The organism is Phenylobacterium aquaticum, assembly GCF_022695515.1.
Classification (GTDB): domain Bacteria; phylum Pseudomonadota; class Alphaproteobacteria; order Caulobacterales; family Caulobacteraceae; genus Phenylobacterium; species Phenylobacterium aquaticum.
This window is the reverse complement of the sequence record NZ_JALDPT010000038.1, coordinates 1-19,199: the sequence shown is the minus strand read 5'-3', so window position 1 is coordinate 19,199 and position 19,199 is coordinate 1. Positions and strand designations below refer to the sequence as shown.

General features: G+C 69.3%; 19 protein-coding genes. 10 read left to right on the top strand and 9 right to left on the bottom strand.

Annotated elements, in window-relative coordinates; translation table 11 throughout:
• The first annotated feature begins 13 nt into the window (after positions 1-13).
• The 5 genes from MQH10_RS21780 to MQH10_RS21760 all read left to right on the top strand — a co-directional run bounded on the left by MQH10_RS21780 (position 14) and on the right by MQH10_RS21760 (position 5,079).
• On the top strand, positions 14-310 hold the full coding sequence (locus MQH10_RS21780) for a GIY-YIG nuclease family protein (RefSeq protein ID WP_242566082.1): 297 nt from the start codon (positions 14-16) through the stop codon (positions 308-310).
• A gap of 213 nt (positions 311-523) precedes the next feature.
• On the top strand, positions 524-1,921 hold the full coding sequence (locus MQH10_RS21775; protein ID WP_242566081.1) for an AMP-binding protein: 1,398 nt from the start codon (positions 524-526) through the stop codon (positions 1,919-1,921).
• Positions 1,922-2,018: 97 nt separating this feature from the next.
• Positions 2,019-3,317, top strand: a complete 1,299-nt coding sequence (locus tag MQH10_RS21770) for a glycosyltransferase family 4 protein (protein ID WP_242566080.1) — start codon at positions 2,019-2,021, stop codon at positions 3,315-3,317.
• Positions 3,311-4,027, top strand: coding sequence for a class I SAM-dependent methyltransferase (locus MQH10_RS21765; protein WP_242566079.1), 717 nt, complete (start codon positions 3,311-3,313; stop codon positions 4,025-4,027). Before MQH10_RS21770 ends, MQH10_RS21765 begins: the two co-directional genes overlap by 7 nt.
• Positions 4,024-5,079 carry a prenyltransferase/squalene oxidase repeat-containing protein gene (locus MQH10_RS21760; RefSeq protein ID WP_242566078.1) on the top strand — a complete coding sequence of 352 codons (1,056 nt, stop codon included), beginning with the start codon at positions 4,024-4,026 and terminating at the stop codon, positions 5,077-5,079. Before MQH10_RS21765 ends, MQH10_RS21760 begins: the two co-directional genes overlap by 4 nt.
• Before the next feature lie 299 nt (positions 5,080-5,378).
• On the opposite strand, the gene MQH10_RS21755 is transcribed toward MQH10_RS21760, so the two are convergent.
• The 3 genes from MQH10_RS21755 to MQH10_RS21745 all read right to left on the bottom strand — a co-directional run bounded on the left by MQH10_RS21755 (position 5,379) and on the right by MQH10_RS21745 (position 8,426).
• Positions 5,379-6,650, bottom strand: a complete 1,272-nt coding sequence (locus tag MQH10_RS21755) for an MFS transporter (RefSeq protein ID WP_242566077.1) — start codon at positions 6,648-6,650, stop codon at positions 5,379-5,381.
• Between the two features lie 14 nt (positions 6,651-6,664).
• A complete protein-coding gene (locus MQH10_RS21750; RefSeq protein WP_242566076.1) occupies positions 6,665-7,711 on the bottom strand; it encodes an MraY family glycosyltransferase in 1,047 nt (348 codons plus the stop codon).
• A 103-nt stretch (positions 7,712-7,814) separates the two neighbouring features.
• Positions 7,815-8,426, bottom strand: coding sequence for a class I SAM-dependent methyltransferase (locus tag MQH10_RS21745; protein ID WP_242566075.1), 612 nt, complete (start codon positions 8,424-8,426; stop codon positions 7,815-7,817).
• A 66-nt stretch (positions 8,427-8,492) separates the two neighbouring features.
• On the opposite strand from MQH10_RS21745, the gene MQH10_RS21740 reads away from it, so the two are divergent.
• Positions 8,493-9,440: an ornithine cyclodeaminase family protein gene (locus MQH10_RS21740; protein WP_242566074.1), complete on the top strand. Its 948-nt coding sequence runs from the start codon at positions 8,493-8,495 to the stop codon at positions 9,438-9,440.
• On the opposite strand, the gene glcF is transcribed toward MQH10_RS21740, so the two are convergent.
• The 4 genes from glcF to MQH10_RS21720 form a co-directional block, all read right to left on the bottom strand.
• Complete coding sequence (glcF, locus tag MQH10_RS21735; protein WP_242566073.1) at positions 9,427-10,644, bottom strand: glycolate oxidase subunit GlcF; 1,218 nt, start codon at positions 10,642-10,644, stop codon at positions 9,427-9,429. The two genes, MQH10_RS21740 and glcF, sit on opposite strands and share 14 nt — an antisense overlap.
• The gene (glcE, locus tag MQH10_RS21730) at positions 10,645-11,691 is read right to left on the bottom strand and encodes a glycolate oxidase subunit GlcE (RefSeq protein WP_242566072.1); all 1,047 of its coding nucleotides are present in this window, start codon (positions 11,689-11,691) and stop codon (positions 10,645-10,647) included.
• Positions 11,692-11,863: 172 nt separating this feature from the next.
• Positions 11,864-12,586 carry an FAD-linked oxidase C-terminal domain-containing protein gene (locus tag MQH10_RS21725; protein ID WP_242566071.1) on the bottom strand — a complete coding sequence of 241 codons (723 nt, stop codon included), beginning with the start codon at positions 12,584-12,586 and terminating at the stop codon, positions 11,864-11,866.
• Positions 12,565-13,362: an FAD-binding protein gene (locus MQH10_RS21720; protein ID WP_242566070.1), complete on the bottom strand. Its 798-nt coding sequence runs from the start codon at positions 13,360-13,362 to the stop codon at positions 12,565-12,567. The genes MQH10_RS21725 and MQH10_RS21720 overlap by 22 nt, the downstream gene beginning before the upstream one ends.
• Before the next feature lie 100 nt (positions 13,363-13,462).
• On the opposite strand from MQH10_RS21720, the gene MQH10_RS21715 reads away from it, so the two are divergent.
• Genes MQH10_RS21715 through MQH10_RS21705 form a run of 3 tightly spaced genes read left to right on the top strand, consistent with a single transcriptional unit; the run spans position 13,463 to position 15,579 of the window.
• Positions 13,463-14,233 carry an SDR family NAD(P)-dependent oxidoreductase gene (locus MQH10_RS21715; protein ID WP_242566069.1) on the top strand — a complete coding sequence of 257 codons (771 nt, stop codon included), beginning with the start codon at positions 13,463-13,465 and terminating at the stop codon, positions 14,231-14,233.
• Positions 14,234-14,237: 4 nt separating this feature from the next.
• Positions 14,238-14,807: a hypothetical protein gene (locus tag MQH10_RS21710; RefSeq protein ID WP_242566068.1), complete on the top strand. Its 570-nt coding sequence runs from the start codon at positions 14,238-14,240 to the stop codon at positions 14,805-14,807.
• A gap of 31 nt (positions 14,808-14,838) precedes the next feature.
• Positions 14,839-15,579 carry a dienelactone hydrolase family protein gene (locus tag MQH10_RS21705; protein ID WP_242566067.1) on the top strand — a complete coding sequence of 247 codons (741 nt, stop codon included), beginning with the start codon at positions 14,839-14,841 and terminating at the stop codon, positions 15,577-15,579.
• A gap of 302 nt (positions 15,580-15,881) precedes the next feature.
• Here the strand turns inward: MQH10_RS21705 and MQH10_RS21700 are convergent, their stop codons facing one another.
• Positions 15,882-17,027 (bottom strand): acyltransferase family protein, encoded by a 1,146-nt coding sequence (locus MQH10_RS21700; protein ID WP_242566066.1) that lies wholly within the window; start codon positions 17,025-17,027, stop codon positions 15,882-15,884.
• Between the two features lie 41 nt (positions 17,028-17,068).
• Positions 17,069-18,325 (bottom strand): cytochrome P450, encoded by a 1,257-nt coding sequence (locus MQH10_RS21695; protein WP_242566065.1) that lies wholly within the window; start codon positions 18,323-18,325, stop codon positions 17,069-17,071.
• A gap of 174 nt (positions 18,326-18,499) precedes the next feature.
• On the opposite strand from MQH10_RS21695, the gene MQH10_RS21690 reads away from it, so the two are divergent.
• On the top strand, positions 18,500-19,199 hold a 700-nt coding region (locus tag MQH10_RS21690; RefSeq protein WP_242566064.1), incomplete at its 3' end, for an FAD/NAD(P)-binding protein.

Below are 19,199 nucleotides of genomic sequence, written 5' to 3'. Positions count from 1 at the left end.
ACATAATGGCAACATGTTCTATGCCTACATCATGGCGAGCCAGCGAAATGGAACCATCTATGTGGGTTCCACGGACTGTTTGCCCAGGCGCGTGGAGCAGCACCGCACGGGGACCTTTCCGGGGTTCACCAAGACGCACGGCGTGAAGCTGCTGGTGTGGTTCGAAAATTTCGAGACCCGATCCGGCGCTTTTCGGCGGGAACGGCAGATCAAGGAGTGGCGGCGGTCATGGAAGCTGCTGCTGATCGAGGAGGCCAATCCGACCTGGCGGGATCTGGGGGAGGAGCTGAACAATTTGCTGGCGTTTTGAGGGAGGCTGAACCCCCTCAAATACCGCTCATCCCGGCGAAGGCCGGGATCCAGATCCTAAAGCGCTGAGCGTGATCGTTCTGTCGTGTTGAGCCCTGGCCACATACGCTGAGCCATATGATCTGGGTCCCGGCATTCGCCGGGATGAGCGGAGGGGGAGTTGCTTCGCTCGCGTCCTCTCCGCCATATCGGATCACCACCTCACGAGGCCCGCATGAATCTCTATGACCTGCTTGCGTCCCGGTTTCCGGCGGATCGGACCAGGGCCTGTTTCATCCTGAGTGATGGGACGGAGATTTCTTACGGGGCGTTGGAGGCGGGCGTCGGGCGGATCGCGGCGTTGCTGAAGGACAAGGGCGTCGCGGTTGGCGACCGGGTGGCGCTGCAGGCGGCCAAGTCGGCGGAAGGGGTGATGGTCTATCTGGCGGCGCTGAAGATCGGCGCGGTCTTCCTGCCCCTGAACCAGGCCTATACGCCGAGCGAGGTCGACTATTTCCTGAAGGACGCCGAGCCCAAGGTGTTCATCACCGACCCTGTGGCCTTCGCGGCGGAGGCCGCGGAATGGGCGCCGGTCACCGAGACCACGGCGCGGGAGGACGGCGACCTCGCCGCGATCATCTACACCTCGGGGACCACCGGGCGGTCCAAGGGGGCGATGCTCAGCCACGGCAATCTGGCGGCCAATGCTCTGGCCCTGCACCAGGCCTGGGGATTTTCGCCGGACGACGTGCTGCTGCACGCCCTGCCGATCTTCCATGTGCACGGGCTGTTCGTGGCCCTGCACTGCGCCTTCCTGTCGGGCTGTCCCATGGTCTGGCTGGCGAAGTTCGATGACGCCGAGGTTCTGGCCGGGTTGAAGCGATCGAGCGTGATGATGGGGGTGCCGACCTTCTACACGCGCCTCCTGGCCGCGCCGGGCTTCACCCGCGAGGCCGCCGCCCACATGCGCCTGTTCGTCTGCGGCTCGGCGCCCCTGCTGGAATCCACCTTCGCCGAGTTCGAGGCGCGCACGGGTCAGCGCATCCTGGAGCGCTACGGCATGAGCGAGGCGGTGATCATCACCTCAAATCCCCTGGGCGGCGACCGCATCGCCGGCAGCGTCGGCTTCCCCCTGCCGGGCGTCGAGCTGCGGATCAGGGGCGGGGAGGCGACCGGGGTCATCGAGATCCGCGGGCCGTCGGTGTTCGGCGGCTATTGGCGGATGCCGGAAAAGACCGCCGAGGAATTCACCGCCGACGGCTTCTTCATCACCGGAGACGTGGGCCGCCAGGATGCGGACGGACGGGTGTGGATCTCCGGCCGGGCCAAGGACCTGATCATCTCGGGCGGCTACAACGTCTATCCGAAGGAGGTCGAGCTGGTGCTGGACGAGATGGCCGGGGTCACCGAGAGCGCGGTGGTCGGCGTCCCGCATCCGGACTTCGGCGAGGCGGTGGTGGCGGTGGTGATCGGCCAGGGCGACGAGGCGGCGATGATCGCCGCGGCGCGCGAACAGCTGGCGGCGTTCAAGACGCCGAAGCGGGTGTTCTTCGTCGACGACCTGCCGCGCAACGCCATGGGCAAGGTGCAGAAGAACCTGCTGCGGGAGCGGTTTGGCGGGACGTTCGTCTAGCCGCGGATTGCCTTCCCGACACGCATCACGCGGTTTTGGCAGGGTCGGCGCCATTGAGGGTTTAGGTTAGGGCGCGCCCTGCGTTAGAACGCCGCAGATGCTCGAGACCCCGATCCTTCGCGGCGCTCCGCGCGCCCACCCCAAGGCCTCCCAGACGACGCGCCCGCTGCGCATCGCCTTCCTGTCCTATCGCTCGGACCCCCGGGTCGGCGGGCAGGGGGTGTATCTCGCCCAGGCGGCCGAGGCCCTGGCGCGGATGGGCCATAAGGTGACCGTGCTGTCCGGGCCGCCCTATCCGGAGCTCGACGAGAGCGTCGGCCTGGTGAAGATCCCCTCGCTCGATCTCTACAACCAGCCGCACAACGGCCACCGGGCCCTGCGCTGGCGGCACCTGAAGAGCTGGGCGGACACGAGCGAATATTTCGGCCACTGGCTCGGCCGGTTCATGGAGCCGGAGACCTTCGGCCGGCGGGCGGCGAAGTATCTGCGCCGCCATCGCCGCGACTTTGACATCGTGCTCGACAACCAGTCCATCGCCTATGGCCTGCTCGATATCGAGCGGCGCGGCCTGCCGGTGGTCGGCGTGATCCATCATCCGATCCGCCGCGACCTGGAACTGGCGCTCGCGGCCGAACCCCAGTGGGGCATGCGGGCCCTGATCCGCCAGTGGTACGGCTTCCTGAAGATGCAGGAGAAGGTTGCGCCGCGGCTGAAGGACGTGATCGTGGTCTCGGAGGCGGCCGGCAAGGACGTGGCGGCGTGCCTCGCCATCGCGCCCGAGCGCATCACCCCGATCCCGCTGGGCATCGACCAGACCATCTTCCGGGTGCAGCCCGACATTCGCCGCCGACCGGAGCGCCTCTTGACCACGGCCAGCGCCGATGTGCCGCTGAAAGGGCTGAAGCACCTGATCGAGGCCTACGCCATGCTGGTCGACACCCGGCCCGAGCTGGAGCTGGTGGTGATCGGCAAGCTGCGCGAGGGGCCGACGGCGGAGCTGATCGAGGACCTGGGCCTGACCAACAAGATCCGCTTCATCCACGGCCTGACCCGCGACGAGGTGGTGGCGGAATACGCCAAGGCGGCGATCTGCGTGACGCCCTCGCTCTATGAGGGCTTCGGCCTGCCGGCGGCGGAGGCCATGTGCTGCGGCGCGCCGGTGGTGGTGACCGACGGCGGGGCCCTGCCGGAGGTGGTGGGCGACGCGGGCGTGGTGGTGCGCAAGGGCGACAGCCGCGCCCTGGCCCTGGCGCTGGGCCAGCTGCTGGACGATCCGGCGCGGCGGAGCGCCATGAGCGTGGCCGGGCTGAAGCACGCCCGTGAACAGTTCGACTGGGACCGCGCGGCGGTCGCCTATGACGTGGTCCTGCAACGGGCCATGGCCCGCGCGTGCTGACCGTCAAGCTGGAGCGGCTGGGCCTGAAGGCCGGCGACTGGGTGTTGGACCTCGGCTGCGGCGAGGGCCGTCACGTGCATGGCCTGCATGTGATCGGCGGGATCAATGTCGTGGGGCTGGACCTCGACGTGCCGTCGCTGGTCAAGGCGCGGGACGGCCTGTCGATGCTGCCCAAGCCGGACGCCGAGGCCGCCACGGCCTTCCTGGTCGGCGACGCCTATCGGCTGCCGTTCGGCGACGGGGCGTTCGACGCGGTGATCTGCTCGGAGGTGCTGGAGCATCTGGTCGAGTACAGGGACGCCCTGGCCGAGATCCGCCGCGTGCTGAAGCCGGGCGGCGCCTTTGTGCCGACCATTCCGCGGGCCTGGCCGGAGCGGATCTGCTGGGCGCTGGCGCCCGGCGAGAACGGCTATGCCGACCAGCCCGGCGGCCACGTGCGGATCTTCGCGCAAGAGGTTCTGAAGGCTGATGTTTCCGGCCTGGGATTCCGGTTCCTGGGGCAGCACTACGCCCACGGCCTGCACTCGCCCTATTGGTGGCTGAAGTGCGCCTTCTGGGGGCGGGACCATGTGCTGGTCCGGCTCTATCACCGGTTCCTGGTCTGGGACCTGATGCAACGACCCTGGCTGACGCGGGTTCTGGAAGCCCTGGCCAACCCGATCATGGGCAAGAGCGTGGCCTTCTATTTCCGCAAAGGCCTGGCCGCATGACGCTCGCCCTCGACCGCGCCGACGCCGCCCAGGCCTTCGGTGGCCTTCGAGGGGCGACGGACTGGATGCTGGCCGCCCAGACGCCGGATGGTGCGATCCCCTGGTTTGAGGACGGTCCCTGGGACGCCTGGAATCACGCCGAATGCGTCATGGCGCTCGCGGTCATGGGCGAGGCGGAGGCGGCCTCGCGCGGGCTGGAGTTTCTGGCGCGCACCCAGGCGCCGGACGGCTCGTGGCATGGGGAGTACGGCAATGTCCTGCCCATGGCCGACCGGCTGACGCTGGCCCGGACCAAGGCGCCGGCCTTCAAGGATTCCAACTTCATCGCCTATCCGGCGGTGGCGGTCTGGCGGCAGTACCGGTTGGACGGGGATATCCGCACGGCGCGGCGCTACTGGCCCATGGTCCGCGCGGCCATCGATTTCGTGCTCACCCTGCAGCACCCGGAGGGCGACATCTCCTGGTCCGCCGAGGCCCATGGCGGGAGCGAGGACGACTGCGTCCTGGCCGGCGCGGCCTCGATCTATAAGAGCCTGTCCTGCGCGATCCAGCTGGCCGAGGCGGTGGGCGAGCCCAGGCCGCAGTGGTGCGAGGCGCAAGCGCGGCTGAAGCGGGCGATCCTGTGCCGGCCCGAGCGGTTCGACCGCAAGCAGGACCGCTCGGCCTTCGCCATGGACTGGTACTATCCGATCCTCTGCGGGGTCATGCCCTTCGCCGCGGCCCTGGCCCGGCTGGAGACCCGGGCGCACCGGTTCATCGAGCCCGGCCACGGCTGCCGCTGCGTCTCGGACCAGCCCTGGGCGACGGTGGCGGAGAGCTGCGAGCTGGCGCTGACCGCAATAAGCCTGGGCGCCCGCAACCGGGCCCGGACCCTGCTGGAGTGGCAGATGAACTGCCGCGACGAGGACGGAGTGTTCTGGATGGGCTGGCAGTTCGAGGAGAAGATCGTCTGGCCGGCCGAGCGCCCGACCTGGACCCAGGCCGCGGCGATCCTCGCCACCGACGCCCTGCACCGGGCGACGCCCGGGTGGGATGTGCTGGTGAAGGGCTAGGTCTGGTCGGCATTCAAAGGATTGCGGCCGTGAGGCCGCTGAACTTCTGAAACGGGTCGGCGGCTTGATGGCCGTCATTCGAACCACAAAGGGCACGAAGGGCGCGAAGGACACAAAGGGAGCCAAGCTGGAGTGGCGTTCCGTGATCCTTTTGATGGGCGCTTCGCGCCGGAGGGAGGACCTCTTCGTGATCTTCGCGCCCTTCGTGCCCTTTGTGGTTCCCTTGGCGGCGCTCGGTTCAGTCGGGACGGATCAGACAGACCCGCACTCGGCTCGCCGAATGCCAGTGTCGGCGGGGCCTAGATCGCCTCGCGCTTGCCCACGGCCAGCAGGGCCAGGAAGCTCACCAGGGCCGCGCCGCTGAGATAGAGACCGACGGGCTTGAGGCCGCCCTGGTCGGCGAGGGCCTGGGCTATCATGGGGGCGAGGCCGCCGCCCAGAATGCCGCCGACATTGAAGGCGACGGACGCGCCGGTGTAGCGCACGCGGGCCGGGAACAGGCCGGGCAGGAAGGCGCCGAGCGGGCCATAGACCAGACCCATCATGAAAAGGCCCAGCGCCAGGAAGGCCCAGATCAGCACGATGTGGCCCGAGCCCATCATCGGGGCGAGCAGGAACCCTGCCGCGACCGTGGCGACGCAGCCGGCCATCAGCACCCGGCGCGGGCTGGAGGCGTCGGACCAGAACCCCGCCACGATGATGCCCACGGCCATGAAGCCGATGGCGCCCAGCTGAACGCCTAAGAAGGTCTCGCGGCTGTAGCCCAGCTTGGTCGTGCCGTAGCCCAGGGCGAAGGCAGTGGTCAGGTAGAAGATGGCGAAGCAGGCGACGACGGCGAAGGTGCCGGCCAGAGTGGGCGCGAGATGGCGGGCGAAGAGTTCGCCGAGCGGCGCCTTGGCAGGCGGGGCTTCCTTGAGGGCGGCGGCGAAGGCCGGGGTCTCGGTCAGCTTCAGGCGGATCCAGAGGCCCAGGCCCACCAGGACAATGCTGAGCAGGAAGGGGATGCGCCAGCCCCAGGCCTTGAACTGGTCGGGGCTGAGCAGCAGGCCGAGGATCAGGAATAGGCCGTTGGCGGCGATGAAGCCCACGGGGGCGCCGAGCTGGGGGAACATGCCGAAGCGGGCGCGCCAGCCGGGGGGCGCGTTCTCCACCGCCAGCAGGGCCGCGCCGCCCCATTCGCCGCCCAGGCCGAAGCCCTGGCCGAAGCGCAGGACGCAGAGCAGGAAGGGGGCGAGCCAGCCGGCCTGGGCATAGGTCGGCAGGAAGGCGATCAAGAGCGTCGAGCCGCCCATCAGCATCAGCGAGGCGACGAGGGTCGACTTGCGCCCCAGGCGGTCGCCGAAGTGGCCGAACACGCTGGCGCCCAGGGGCCTGGCGAAGAAGGCGAGCGCGAAGGTCGCGTAGGAACTCATCAGCTGGGCCGAGGCCGAGGCCTTGGGGAAGAACAGGGTCCCGAACACCAGGGAGGCGGCGGTCGCATAGATGTAGAAGTCGTAGAACTCCACCGCCGTGCCGATCAGGCTGGCGGCGAGGATCCGGCGGTTCGAAGCTGTCTGGGTGGTCTCGGACATGACGTTCCCCCGCTCTAGCGGATCTTGAGCGCGATCAGCACCAGGAGCGAGGTGATGCCGACATGCAGGATGATGAAGCGGACCAGGACCTGGGCGTTCGACCAGCCCAGGTTCTTGCGGCAATGGTCATGCAGAGGGAAGCGCACATTGGGGAAGATGCGCAGGCCCAGGAAGCGGATCAGGGCGACCTTGATCAGGCCGGTCGCGCCGTTCAGCAGCAGGACCGGGCCGATGATGACGATGAACAGCGGATTGTTGGTGGCCAGCACCAGCATGCCGATCAGCAGGCCCAGAGGCCTTGAGCCGGCGTCGCCCATCAGCAGAGCGCTGGGCGGGGCGTTGTGCCAGAGGTATCCGGCCAGGCAGCCGACCATCAGAAGCGCGTAGATCGACCATTCGGCGCCCTGGGGATTGAAGACCACGTGCAGGTGCTGGGCCACCGTGGCGTTGCCGAGGATGGCGTAGAGCAGGCCGCCCAGCATCATGATCGCGAAGCCCGACAGGCTGCCGGAGACCCCGTCCACCCCGTCCGAGCAGTTGGTGGCGTTGATCGACAGCCAGACCACCGCGGCGCCGACCGGAATGGCGATGAAGGCCGGCACGGTCAGGGCCTCTCGCCAGATGGGCAGCCAGACGGTGGTGGGTCCGAAGCCATAGATGACGCAGGCCGCGCCGATCGCCAGCACGGCGTCCAGCGCGCCCAGGGTGTACTCGTCGAAGCCGCCCTTCTTGTCGTCCAGGAAGCCGATGACGGTGGCGGCCAGCATGAAGGGGATGGTGCGCAGGGGCGCGGAGGCCAGCGGCAGGAACAGGATCGCCATGACGCAGAACAGCGAGACGAAGAACACGCCGGCGCCGACCGGCTTGCCGACGCTCTGCTCGGCGTTGATCGCGAAGGCGCGGCCGCCGTCGCGGGGCAGCCAGCGGGTGACCCAGGGCAGCAGGAGGAAGGTCATGGCCGCGCAGACCACGAAGCCGAGCGAGGCCATGAAGAAGTAGGACCCGAACAGCCGCGAGGGGCCGAACAGCGGGGCGGCGACGGAGGCGAGCCAGCTAAGCACCGGGGCTCCTGAGATCTGGCGCCGGCGGGCGCGTGTGGCGGACGCGGGTGTCTTAGACGAGTTCGCCGGGGCGGGCGAGACGGCGCGCCCCTGGGGCGACTGATCAGAGTTTCCTGAGGATCCTCAGGCTCTTCACCGCCGCGAGTTCCTCATACTGGTCCGAGGCCAGCGCCCGCTGATAGATCTCGAAGGGCGGGCGGCCGCCGTCGGCGGGGTCGGGGAAGACGTCGTGGATGGCCAGCGTCCCGCCCTGGATCAGGTGGGGCGTCCAGCCGCGATAGTCGCCCAGCGCCGCCTCCATGGTGTGGCCGCCGTCGATGAAGACGAAGCTGAGGGGGGTGGCCCAGGCGCGCGCGATGGGGATGGAGCGGCCGACCACCGGGACCACGGTGTCCTCCAGGTCCGCCCGGCGAAGCGTGGTGCGGAAATGGGGCAGGGTGTCCAGCGAACCGGCCTGCGCGTCCCAGAGGCTCTCGTCGAAATAGTCCCAGCCGGGCTGGTTCTCTTCCGAGCCGCGGTGGTGGTCGAGGGCGAAGAGGATCTGGCCCGCCGCCTTGAAGGCGGTCCCCAGATAGACGGCCGACTTGCCGCAATAGGAGCCGATCTCCAGGCCGGGACCGCGGCCGGCGACCGCCAGGGCGGCGTCGTGCAGGGCGCGGCCCTCGGCGGGGTCGAGGAAGCCTTTGACGGTGTCGATATCCAGGGGGAGTTGCATGGGGCGAGGGGTATGCGATTGCGCCGTCTGGCGCTACCCATCGCCCAGCGGAGAGCGGAGGGGCGCATGATCCTGATCGACCAAGCCGAGGTGCGGGCGCGCCTGACCTATGAGCTCTGCATTCCGACGGTGGCGCAGGCCATGAAGGCGCTGTCGGCCGGGGATACGCGGCAGCTGCTGCGGGGGATCATTCCGCTGGCCGAGGGGCGGATGTTCGGGGTGATGCCCGGGGCGATGGGCGAGCGCGAGGCCTTCGGCGCGAAGCTGATCAGCGTGTTCCCGGAGAACTTCGCCAAGGGGATCCAGTCGCATCAGGGGGTGGTGGTGCTGTTCGATCCCGACACCGGGGCGGTGGCCTGCGTCGCCCATGCGGGCGAGGTGACGGCGATCCGCACCGCCGCGGCCAGCGCCGTGGCGACCGACGCCCTTGCGCGGCCGCAGGCCAGCCGGCTGGCGATCCTGGGCTATGGGGAACAGGCCGAGACCCATCTGAGGGCGATCCGCCATGTGCGGCCGATCGCAACGGTCACGGTCTGGGGGCGGTCGCCGGAGCGGGCGGAGCGGTTCGCCGATCACATGAGCGCGGAGACGGGGCTGGAGGTGCGCGCCGCGCCGGACGCCCGGGCCGCGATCGCGGGGGCGGACATCATCTGCACCGTGACCAGCGCCGCCGAGCCGGTGCTGTTCGGCGACTGGATCGCGCCGGGGACCCACATCAATCTGGTCGGCTCCAGCCATGCGGGGCCGACCGAGGTCGACCATGAGCTGGTGGTCCGCTCGCGCTTCATCGCCGACAGCCGCGCCTCGGTGCTGGCGGCGGGGGCGGAGTTCCTGAAGGCCAAGGCCGCCGGCCTGATCGACGACGACCATATCGCCGGCGAGATCGGCGAGGTGCTGCTGGGGCGCGTGGCCGGCCGGCGGTCGGCCGACGAGATCACGGTCTACAAGTCGCTCGGCCACATCGTGCAGGACCTGGCGAGCGTGCGGGCGTTGATGGCCCTTACGGCCGCGTGACCTCGTCGACCGCCTCCAGCCAGTGGCGGACGGGGGCGCCGTCGCCGGAGGCCAGGTGGGTCCAGCAGCCGATATTGGCGGTGTAGACGGCCGCCGGCCGGGAGGCGTTGAGGGCGGCGAGCTTGTTGGCTTTCAGCTGGTTCGACAGCTCCGGCTGCAGCAGGGAATAGGCGCCGGCCGAGCCGCAGCAGAGGTGGTTGTCGGCCACGGGCTGCGGGTCATAGCCCAGATTGCGCAGCAGGCTGGCGATCTGGCCGGTGAGCTTCAGGCCGTGCTGCAGGGTGCAGGGCTCGTGGACGGCGATGCGGGGTTCGGCCGGCGCGCGGCGGGCGGTGAGCTCGGCGCGGGCCAGGATCTCGACGGGATCGCGGACCAGGGCGGCGAGGCGCGCGGCCTGGGGTCCATAGACCGGATCGTCGCGCAGCAGGTCCGGATAGTCTTTCAGGAAGGCGGCGCAACCGCTTGAATTGACGAGGATCGCCTCGGCGCCGGCGTCGAGGACGGGCGCCCAGGCGTCGAGGTTGGCGCGGGCGGCGGCCTGGGCGGCCTCGGTCGCGTCGAGGTGCAGGTGCAGGGCGCCGCAGCAGCCGGCCTTGGGCGCCTCGACCAGGCTGATCCCCACGCGGTCGAGGATGCGGGCCATGGCGGCGTTGAAGTGGGTCGCCGTCGCGGCCTGGACGCAGCCGCCGAGCATCAGCATGCGCCGGGCGTGGACGGGCGCGGGCGTCGGGCCGGGGGCGACCCGGGGCGGCAGCTTGGACTTTAGGCTCGCGGGCAGGGCGAAGCGGACGAGGCGGCCGGCCGCGACGGCCAGGCGGAACAGGGCGGGTGTTCCCGCCAACGTTCGGATCGCCCAGCGCTGCAGGCGCTCGCGCAGGGTGCGCCCCACCGTCTCGGCGATCTCGGCATGGGCCACGTCATAGAGCCGGTGATACTGGACGCCGGAGGGGCATGTGGTCTCGCAGGCGCGGCAGCTCAGGCAGCGGTCCAGGTGGTCGAGGGTGAGGCGGCTGGGGGCCGCGCCCTCCAGGGCCTGCTTCATCAGATAGATGCGGCCGCGCGGGCCGTCGCGCTCGTCGCCGGTCAGCTGGTAGGTCGGGCAGGTGGCGTTGCACATGCCGCAGTGGACGCAGGCCTTCAGCGCCTGCTCGGCGATGGCGCCGCCGGTGGTCCCGGCGATGCGGCCTTCGAGCACGGTCCTCATTCAGAGCCCCTCATACATGCGGCCGGGATTGAACACCGAGGCCGGGTCGAGGGCGGCCTTGATCCTCTGGTGCAACTTGAGGATGGGTGAGGCAAGGGGTTGGAACACCTGGCCTTTCGCGCCACGAAACAGGGTCGCGTGGCCGTCCATGCGGGCGGCCCAGGTCCAGACCTGGGGATCGATCTCGTCGGCCGCCAGCCAGGCGACGCCGCCGGCCCAGTCCCAGGCCAGCCGGCCGTCGAATTCCGGCAGGGGCGCGGTCTGGGGCAGGGCGATCCGCCAGAGCACGGGCGAACCCTGGAAGGCCGGATGGGTGAGGTCGCGGACCTGGGGCCAGAGATCGAGGGCCTCGTCCTCGCCGCCGAACTCCGCCGCCGCGCTGGCCACCGCCGCCTCGCCGCCGGAGAGGCGGACATGCAGACGATGGCCGTCATGGAAGGCGCCCGACAGTGGCAGGGGGCGGCGCATCTGCTCGATGATCCAGTCGCGGCCGGCGTCGCGGGACAGATCGAAGGCCAGGGACCGCTCGACCCGCGGACGGGGGAAGACCCGCAAGGAGACGTCGAGCAAGACGCCCAGCGACCCTTGCGCCCCGGCCATCAGTCGGAAGGCGTCGAAGCCGGCGACGTTCTTGAACACCGTGCCGCCGAACCGCAGGGCCTCGCCCTGGCCGTCCAAGACCCGGACGCCCAACACATAGTCACGCAGGGCGCCGGTGAACGGGCGGCGGGGACCTGACAGACCGGTGGCGACCGCGCCGCCGAGGGTTCCGGCGGCGCCGAAGCTGGGGGGCTCGAAGCAGAGCATCTGGTGGTGTTCGGCCAGCAGGGTCTCGATCTCGGCCATGGGCGTGCCGGCGCGGGCGGTGATGACCAGTTCGCTGGGGTCGTAGTCAATGACGCCCTTGTGGTCGGCGAGCTTCAGCGGCTGGCCGTCGACGGGGCGGCCGTACCAGGCGCGGGTTCCGCCGCCCTCGATGCGCAGGGGCGTGGCGGCGGCGGTCGCGGCGCGGACCTGGTCGGCGAGCTGGGCGGTCAGGTCGGTCATATTGCGCCGCCTCGCAGCTGAGCCCTCGCCCCCTCGGGGGGAGAGGGTAGGGTGAGGGGGACTGCTGAGCCGGCGGCGGTCATGAGGCCGCAAGACGCGTCGCTGCGCGTCGCGCCCCTCACCCCACCCTCTCCCCATGAATGGGGAGAGGGCTTTGAGGCGAAGCTCAGCATCAGAACCGCTCCAGATGGGGGTGCGAGACCTGGCCGGCGTGGACGTGCATGTGGCCGTATTCGGCGCAGCGGGCGAGGGTCGGGATGGTCTTGCCGGGGTTGAGCAGGCCCTTGGGATCGAAGGCGCGCTTGAGGGCGAAGAAGGCCTCGCGCTCGGCGTCGGAGAATTGCGAGCACATCTGGTTGATCTTCTCGCGCCCGACTCCGTGCTCGCCGGTGATGGCGCCGCCGACCTCGACGCAGAGCTCAAGGATGGCGCCGCCCAGGGCCTCGGCCGCCTCCATGTCACCGGGCTTGCCGGCGTCATAGAGGATCAGGGGGTGCAGATTGCCGTCGCCGGCGTGGAAGACATTGGCGACGCCGAGGCCGTGGCTTTCGGCCAGGCGGCCGATCTCGGTCAGCACCTTGGGCAGGGACCGGCGCGGGATGGTGCCGTCGATGCAGTAATAGTCCGGGGCGATGCGGCCCACCGCCGGGAAGGCGCCCTTGCGGCCGGCCCAGAAGCGCTTGCGTTCGTCCTCGTCGCGGGCGAGCCGCACCTCCGACGCGCCCGACGTGGTCAGGAGGGCGGTGACCCGGGCGATCTCCTCCTCGACGTCGTGGGCGGCGCCGTCGAGTTCGCACAGCAGGATGGCGGCGGCGGACTTCGGATAGCCGGCATGGGCGAAATCCTCCGCCGCGCGCAGGGCCGGGCCGTCCATCATCTCCAGGCCGGCGGGCACGACCCCGGCGGCATGATGGTCGCCACCGCGCCGGCCGCGACCTCGACGTCGTCGAAGCAGGCCAACAGCACGCGGGCCACTTCCGGAAGAGGGGTGAGCTTGACCATAACCTCGGTGACGATCCCCAACAGGCCCTCGGAGCCGGTCATCAGGGCCATCAGGTCGAAGCCCGCGGAATCAAGGGCTTCGGAGCCTATGGTCATCAGCTCTCCGTCGATGGTGACGACCTCGAGCTTGAGGATGTTGTGCACGGTCAGGCCGTACTTCAGGCAGTGCACCCCGCCGGCGTTCTCGGCGACATTGCCGCCGATCGAGCAGGCGATCTGGGACGAGGGGTCCGGGGCGTAGAACAGGCCCATGGCCGCCACGGCCTCGGAGATCGCCAGGTTGCGGACGCCGGGCTGGACGCGGGCGATGCGGGCGCGGGGATCGATCTCCAGAATCTTGTTGAACTTAGCCATGGAGAGCAGGACCGAGCCGGGGAAGGGCAGGGCCCCGCCGGACAGGCCGGTGCCGGCGCCGCGGGCCACGACCGGCACGCCCAGTTCGGAGCAGGCGGCGAGCACGGCGCGCACCTCATCGACCGTCTCCGGCAGCACGACGCAGGCCGGCAGGGATCGGTAGGCGGCCAGGCCGTCGCTCTCGAAGGCGCGCAGGGATTCGACATCGGCCACGAAGCCGCCCTTGGGCAACAGGGGGCTCAGGACCGCGCGCAGGCGCTCCGGCGGCAGGGCCGCGAAGTCGGCGTCGAGGCGGGCGTCGAACTGGTCGAGCATGGAGAAATCCGGGCAAGCTTACGAACAGGTGTTTAGCGCGGCTGGCGGCTCGCGCTAGAAAGGTTTCCAACAACATCCATACGAACCGGGAGACGACGCCATGGACCTTCACCTCAAGGGCAAGACCGCCATCGTCACGGGCGCGACTCGGGGCATCGGCCGGGCGATCGCCGACCTGTTCGCCGAGGAAGGCGCCAATGTCGCCATCTGCGCCCGCAAGGCCGACGAGGTGGGCGCCGCCGTCGCCGCGCTCGAGGCCAAGGGCGTGAAGGCCTATGGCGAAGTGGTCGACATCGCTGACGGCGAGGCGCTGAAGGCCTTCGTCAACAACGCCGGTCTGGCGCTGAGCGGCATCGACGTCGTGGTCTCCAACGCCAGCGCGCTGGTCCAGGGCGTCGCGCCCGGCGACTGGAAGGCGATGTTCGACATCGACATCATGGGCGCCGTGAACTGCTACGAGGCGGCCAAGCCGTTCCTGGAGAAGGCCGGCGCCGAGAAGGGCGATGCGGCCTTCCTGATCACGGCCTCGGTCTCGGCGGCCGAGACCACCAACGCCTCGTCCTATGGGGCGATGAAGGCGGCCCTGATCCACTACGCCAAGGGCCTGGCCCGCGAGGGCGCGCCCAAGCATGTGCGCTGCAACGTCATCTCGCCCGGCACGGTCTATTTCGACGACGGCGTCTGGGGCCGGGTGAAGGTCGGCATGCCGGCCTTCTTCGACCAGATGATCAAGCGCAATCCGACCGGTCGCATGGCGACGCCTGAGGAGGTGGCCGCGGCCACGGTGTTCCTGGCCAGCCCGCGCTCGTCCTTCACCACCGGCATCAACATGCTGGTCGACGGGGCGATCTCGTCCCGCGTGAACTACTAGGGCCGTGGATTACCGCTACTTCCAGCTGGAGCTGGGCCGTGAGCGCACGGCCCAGCGTAGTCTGGCCGATCATCTGGCGGCCGGGGCCTCGCCGCCGCTGGCGGTGTTCGCGCCCCTGCTGGGCTTCGCCTCCAACACCGCGCTTGTGCTGCTGAAGCCGGGTGATCGCACCGACGTGCTGGGCGCGCCGGGCGTGGTTTCGGGGGAGGCGCACAGGCTCAGCCCGACCTTGCGTCCGGCCGCGGTCGGGCCGCCGATGTCCGGCGGGATCTATGTCCACAACTGGTTCACGATCGACGGCGGAGCGGTCGACGAGTTCGTCCGCCTGTCCGGCGAGGCCTGGCCCGATTTCGAGGCGCGGTTCGAGACGAAGATCTACGGCCTGTTTCTGGCCGCCGAGAGCGAGGCCGATCGGGCGGCCGGCGCGCGACGCCTGCTGCTCATGACCCGCTACCGCGACCTCGGCGAATGGCAGACCAGCCGCGATCCCACCTCCGACGCCATGGCGGTGTTCCTGCGCCGCCGCGACCTGACCCGCGTGTCGCTCGCGCGGGCCTGCCTGCTCATGCCCTGACCCGGCTCCAGACACTCCGACGAGGCGCACCATGATCGAACACCAGGTCGAGATCACCACCAAGGACGGCGCGACGACCACCTTCATCGTCCATCCCGAGCGGGACGGGCCGCACCCGGTGATCCTGTTCTACATGGACGCTCCGGCGATCCGGGAGGAGCTGCGCGACATGGCCCGGCGGTTCGCCAGCGCCGGCTATTATGTGATGCTGCCCAACCTCTATTACCGCGCGGGCGTCATGGAGCTGGGGCCGCTGTCGCCGGACCCGAACGATCCCAGCCGGCAGAAGATGATGGACCTGATGTACGGCCTGACCATCGCCATGGTCATGGACGACACCGATTCCCTGGTCGCCTACGCCGAGCTGGACCCCGCCGCCGACGCCAAGCGCATCGGTACGGTCGGCTATTGCATGAGCGGCCAGCATTCGATCAACGCCGCCGCGCGCCATGCGGGCCGGGTGAAGGCCGCCGCCTCGATCTACGGCACCTATCTGGTCACCGACAAGGCCGACAGCCCCCACCTGGCGGCGCGGAAGTCCAAGGCCGAGCTCTATTTCGCCTGCGCCGAGATCGACCGTTGGGCGCCGCTGGAGATGGTGGAGGAGCTGACCCAGTCGCTGGAGTCCGACACAAAGGTCCGGGCCGAGGTCGAGCTCTATCCCGGCGTCGAGCACGGCTTCGCCTTCCCGCAGCGTGCGGCCTACGACAAGACGGCGGCCGAGCGGCACTGGGAGCGGCTGAACGCGCTGTTCCGGCGGAATTTGGGTTAGGTCTGCGCGGCTTTCGAATGGCTGCGGCTGTGAGGCCGAAGGGATTCTGAAGCCGCGTTGGCGGCTGATTAGCCGGCCTTTTGAACCACGAAGGGCACGAAGGGCGCGAAGGACACAACGGGCGCCAGGCTGGAGAGGCGGTCTCGGACTCTTTGATGGGCGCTTCGCGCCGGAAGGCGGATCATCTTCGTGATCTTCGCGCCCTTCGCGCCCTTCGTGCCCTTTGTGGTTCAAGCGGGCGCTTCCGGTTCCTTTGACCTCGGTCGGATGGGCGCCTGCGCGAATGCGAATGCCGATGGCCCCTAGGCCCTCCGCCGACCGATCCGGTTGGACCAGCGGTTGATGGCCAGGCGGGCGGGGTCTTCGATCCAGCGGTAGGTGAGGCGTGAACTGACCACCACTACGGCTAGGCAGGCGAGCGCCAAGGCGTCCATCGCCCAGGGGCCGCCGAGGATCAGGAGGTCGCGGCCGTCTGCGTCGAGGAGCCAGGGACGGTGCAGGGCGAGACCTGCCTGCTTGACCAGGTGGAAGGCGGCCAGAGTGTAGAGCGAGTGGGTCAGGTAGATGGAATAGGAGCTGGTCCCGAGCGCCTGGGGGATCGGGCGGCGCAGGACGCTTGAGATCGGGCCGGTCTCGAAGGCGAAGATCATCACGACCGCGAAGAAGGCGACGCCCACCAGCAGGTTGTTGACCAGCGGGGCGAAGGCGAAGACCGCCAGGCTGAGGGCCAGGGCCGGGACCTCGAGCCAGGCCGGGGCGCACCAGCCGGTGTCGGCCAGGCGGCGATAGAGGGTGCAGCCGACGACGCCCAGGAAGAAGTCGCGCACGCAGATGAAGGCCGGGACCAGACGGTCGATCTGGACCTGCTGCAGGGGCAGGGGCGGGGGATGGATCAAGGCCAGGGTGAGGGCCGCGGCGATCAGGGCCGAGACCCAGGGCAGCCGGCGGCGGACGAGCAGGGCCACGGCCGCGAAGGCCATGTTGCTCCACAGCTCGACGCTGATGCTCCAGGCCGGTTCGTTCCAGGTGAGCTGATAGGCGCCGAAGCCGTGCAGCAGGAAGAGGTCCATCCAGAAGGCCGGCCAGCTCCGCGGGCCGGTGAAGCCGGCGGCGGGATGGCCCAGGGCGTGGTGGACCTCGAGCAGCAGATAGACGGCCAGCACGGCCACATGCAGGGGGAAGAGGCGGCCCAGGCGGCGGACGGCGTAGCGGGTCGCCTGGGCTATCGTGTCGATCCGGCCCTGATAGGCGCTGGCGATCACGAAGCCGGACAGGACGAAGAAGAAGTCGACGGCAACATAGCCGTTGTTCAGCCAGCGGTGGCCGTGGGTCCCGGCGTTCAGGTGGAACAGCACCACTGACAGGGCGCAGACCCCGCGCCAGGCGTCGAGCGCCTCGAAGCGGCCGGAGGGGCGGGGCGTGGGGGCAGTCGTCTCGGGGGCGGCCATGGCGATCCTTCTGCCCGGCCGACCCCCGATGGCGCCGGCGGCTAGAGCCGGGAGGGGATGACCACCTTCATGCTCTCATAGCCCTTCACGAAGGACGAGTAGACGCGCTTGGGTTCTTCCACCACCTGGATGTTGGGGAAGCGCTTGAGGATCTCTTCCCAGATGATCCGCAGCTGCAGCTCGGCCAGGCGATTGCCCACGCAGCGGTGGATGCCGAAGCCGAAGGAGACGTGGGTGCGGGGACGCTCGCGGTCGATGATGTAGGCGTTGGGGTTCTCGATCACCTCGTCGTCGCGGTTGCCCGAGACGTACCACATGACGACCTTGTCGCCCTTCTTGATGGTCTTGCCGCCGATCTCGAAATCCTGGGTGGCGATGCGGCGCATGTGGGCCAGCGGCGTCTGCCAGCGGATGGTCTCGGAGACCATGGAGGGGATCAGGTCCGGATTGGCGCGCAGCTTGGCGTACTGGTCGGGGTTCTGGTTCAGGGCGTAGACGGAGCCCGAAATGGTGTTGCGGGTGGTGTCGTTGCCGCCGACGGTCAGCAGCACGACGTTGCCGAAATACTCGCGCGGCGTCATGTCCTTGGTGGCTTCGCCGTGCGCCAGCATGGAGATCAGGTCGCCCTTGGGCGGCGCGTTGACCCGCTCATTCCACAGGTTGGTGAAATAGGCGTGGTACTGGACGAAGATCTCCATCTTCTGCTCGATGGTGTCGATCAGGCCCTGGCCCGGCGCCGCGGTCACCACGTCCGACCAGTAGGTCAGCTTGCGGCGGTCTTCCTGGGGCATGTCGAGCAGGGTGGCGAGGGTCATCGCCGTCAGTTCCATCGACACCTTGTCGACCCAGTCGAACTCCTCGCCGATCGGCAGGCTGTCCAGGATCATGGCCGCGCGCTCGCGGATCAGGGGCTCGAGCAGGGCCAGATTGTGCGGCGAGACCGCCGGGCTGACGGTCTTGCGCTGGACGTCGTGCTTGGGCGGGTCCATCGCGATGAACATCGGCAGGGGGCCTTCGCCCGCGTCCTGATTGGCGATGGTGATGCCGCCCTCGGACGAGAACACCTGGTGGTTCGTGTCCACCGTCATGATGTCGTTGTACTTGGTGATCGACCAGTAGGGGCCGAACTCGTGCTCGGCCGTGTAGTGGACCGGGTCCTCGGCGCGCAGGCGCTCGAAATAGGCCCAGTGGGCGTCGGCCTTGAACAGCTCCGGCTGGGCCGGATTGATGTCGGCGAGCGGCATCGAATAGGCCTTGGCCCGATGCTCGTTCTTCAGGTCGATATTGCCGTCGCTCATGTGGGCCTCCCAGTCCTCTTGCGTCACGCCTAGGGAAACCTGACGCCTGCGTCAACTTAATCGGCGACGCAGCGGCCACAACCGATCTGGGGCTGCGATCACATTTTCTGGCTTTTAAAATCTATAGAAATGATAGGAATTGAATCGGTCGCCCTTTTCGCCGGAGCCGGTTCCATGTCCCCACGCCCCACGGTCGCCATTGTCGGCGCGGGTTTCAGCGGCTTGCTGACCGCCATCCATCTGGCGTCGGACCCGGACGGGCCGCAGGTGCGGCTGATCGAGCGGGCGAGGGCGTTCGGGCGCGGCACGGCCTATTCGACCGCCAATCCCGATCATCTGCTGAATGTGCGGGTGGCCAATATGAGCGCCTTTCCCGACCAGCCCGACCACTTCACCCAATGGCTGGCCGGGCGCAGCGGCTGGAGCGCCCATGGCGGCTTCGTCACCCGCGGGCTCTATGGCGACTATCTGCAGGACCTGCTGCGGGATGCGCTGGAGCGGGTGGGCGCCGACCGGCTGCTGCTGGAGCAGGACGAGGCGGTGGACATCGCGCCCCTGGGCGACGGGCGCTGGCGGGTGAGGCTGGCGCTGGGTCGCGAGATCGTCGCGGACGCGGTGGTGCTGGCGTCCGGCGTGCTGAAGCCGGCGGCCCCCGCCGGCGCCGACCCGGCCCTGTTCGCCTCGCCGCGCTATTTCGCCGACCCCTGGACCTGCGCCGAGCGGATCGGGCCGGACGCCGGCGACATCCTGCTGCTGGGCACGGCCATGACCATGGTCGACGCGGCGCTCACCCTGTCGCGGCAGGGGCGGCGGATCTGGGCGATCTCGCGCCGCGGCCTGCTGCCCCGCGCCCACGCCCCCGTGCCGGCGCGGC